This window comes from Roseiarcus sp. (genome assembly GCF_052145395.1).
Classification (GTDB): Bacteria; Pseudomonadota; Alphaproteobacteria; order Rhizobiales; family Beijerinckiaceae; genus Roseiarcus.
The window spans coordinates 1-2,595 of the sequence record NZ_JBKQOT010000650.1; the positions used below are offsets into that span (position 1 = coordinate 1).

Here is a 2,595-nt window from a genome sequence, read left to right on the forward strand (position 1 = left end):
TGGCGGAGTATATGCGGAGAAAATTGAATCTGCTTTATGGTGATAATGAGTCGTCCTTCGCAATGGCGGTAGCTCATTACCGAACTAGCGCATGGGCAGTTCGTGATTTTCTTAAATACAGTAAAACAGTCTCCATGAAGAGTGAGCACAACTCGTGGGGCCGCTGAACGGCCGCCCGAATCCAGCGCGTCCGCCGCCCCGGAAGTAGCCTTGCGCGCCGCCAATTGCCTTGAGTATCGGCGGCCCGCCAATGGGGCATAAAAAATCCGGACGTGCTAGGACCGCCCGGAAGTCATAATCCGGAAACGGTAGCTGGCGGTCGGCGGTCAGGATGGGCAAATCCGCGTGCGCCAGTCCTCCGATTGGGCCTCGGGTATCCGGGACCGATCCAATATCTACGCCGATCAAACGAAGCGACAACGATCATAAGGACGGACGACCGACGGACCGAAAGGTGGAGAACATGCGGATCGCCGCTTACTGCACCGCGGAGTCGGCCTCCCCGGCTTGCGGTAGTCGAAGCCGAGAAAACTCCCCAGCGCCTTTCGGAAGCGTGATCGTCGGCGCGCCGTGTCGCCCGACAGCATTCCGCGACGTCTGATTGCTAGGCTTGGTCGACATCCCCCGCTTTTCGTCGAGCGCGGATCTCCCTGGGTCTGGATCGCCGGGCCAGCGGAAGCTTTCGCGAACAAATGACATGACTGAAGACTCTCCCTTCAGACTTGTGACCGATTGGTTTTTTTGCTCGGACGCGCTTGCGACCATGAAAGTCGCCTCGAAGGCGGACCGGGCTGTCAGGATCGCTGCGACCAAGGGCCACATAAGTAGAAACGCCAATTGCCATCGCGTTGGATATGTCCGAACTACGCTGCCGCGACGCCGCTGAAGATCAGCCGAAACCTCATGGTTCCCGAGGTTTCCGCGGGACGCCGGTCGGCGTCGCTCCATTGCGCAGTTGTGGTCGATGCGTTCGAGCGGCTGCGCAGAGAGTGACAAGACTATGGGCCGAAGCGCGTTGAAATGGCTTCGGCCCGGTTCGTCAGAAATTCGTCCCCTTGCAATGTCGGTACCATACAGGATCGCGGCTCGCCCGCTGTGATTGGGCTCACACCGCAATCGTGCGTCTGGTAAGGTCTGGTCCGACGCGGCCGTCGCCGGCCGGCTGGCGGGTTCTAGGCGTCACCAACGTCCTTCTTGGGAAGCGTAACTCTTCAGAGGGCGCTATGGACACGATGAGCCAGTCGATCGAAGCCATCCGCGCGAGGTATCGTCCCGAGCGCATCGGGACGCTGCTCGTCGGCGAGTCCGCGCCGGCGAGCGGGAGGTTCTTCTACAGTGACGACGAGACCGCCTTCGCGCGCCACATCCGGCGAGCGATGCAGGCAGCCGGCCTGCTTCCCGACGCCATCGGGCATCGCGAGTTTCTCGACCACTTCAAGTCGTGTGGGTGGTATCTCGACGACCTTGTGCTCGAACCCGTCGACGACTGGAAAAAGCCCGAGAGGAAGGCGGCGTGGAGAGCGGCGCGGGCCAGCCTGGCGACGCGCTTACGCGAGTACCAACCACGGGCGATCGTAGCGCTGCTAATGTGCATCGAGGTCGTCGTCCAGCAGGCCGCGGATGAAGCGCGCAGCGACGCAAGTTGTTCGCCGCGCCGCTCCCCGGCCACGGGCATCAGAAGCAATTCCGCGAGCGGATGACGATCATCGTTCCACAGCTTCCAACGCTGGACTGCTCATGATCCGCATCGCCATCACACCCGTCGCTGATCGACGTAAGACGCGCAACGGTTTCGTGAAGCAGCGAACAGCGGCAGGCGGTCAGACGCAGCGCTCTCCAGTCGTCAAAATCATTCGCTTGGCACCCGACTGGAATGACAGCAGTGCGCAAATAGCAGTCATTCGACGACGGCGTGGCGGACTGTCAAATCGACCATAAACCGCCGTCTCGGCCTTGGCTTGGGCTGGCCTCCTTTGGCCGGACCGCTTTCGATAGGTAGACGCGCGGCTCAAGCCTTTCTTGTGCTATTCTGCATAACGCGTGAGGGCGCGCCATGTCCGAAACCCGCAAGATTGCTGCGATCCTGGTCGCGGACGTGGTCGGCTACAGCCGGCTCGCCGGCGCTGACGAAGACCGCACCTTGTCGCGGCTCCGGGGGCTGCGCAGCGATCTGATCGATCCCGCCATCGCCGCGCATCACGGACGCATCGTCAAGCGCACCGGCGACGGCAGCCTCATCGAGTTCCGCAGTGTGGTCGACGCCGTGCGCTGCGCCATCGAAGTCCAAAACGCCATGGTCGAGCGCAACGCCGGCGTGCCCGAGGACCGCCGCATCGACTTTCGGATCGGCATTCACCTCGGCGACGTCGTCGAGGAGAGCGACGGGGACCTGATGGGCGACGGCGTCAACATCGCGGCGCGGCTGGAAGGAATTTGCGAGCCGGGCGCGATCTGTCTCTCAGAGGACGCCTATCGGCAGGTGAAAGGGCGGCTCGATCTCGCGGTCATCGACCTCGGCCAAGCCCAACTCAAGAACATCGCCGATCCGATCCGTGTCTATTCACTCGAAGTCGGCAAGCCGGCGCAGGCGAGGCC

General features: G+C 62.3%; 2 protein-coding genes. Both read left to right on the forward strand.

Features of this window, described 5'->3' with window-relative positions:
• The first annotated feature begins 1,223 nt into the window (after nt 1-1,223).
• Nucleotides 1,224-1,700 carry a hypothetical protein gene (locus ACLP25_RS22470; RefSeq protein WP_442471363.1) on the forward strand — a complete coding sequence of 159 codons (477 nt, stop codon included), beginning with the start codon at nt 1,224-1,226 and terminating at the stop codon, nt 1,698-1,700.
• Between the two features lie 353 nt (nt 1,701-2,053).
• Nucleotides 2,054-2,595, forward strand: a 542-nt coding sequence (locus ACLP25_RS22475) for an adenylate/guanylate cyclase domain-containing protein (protein WP_442471364.1), incomplete at its 3' end; no start/stop codon positions are given.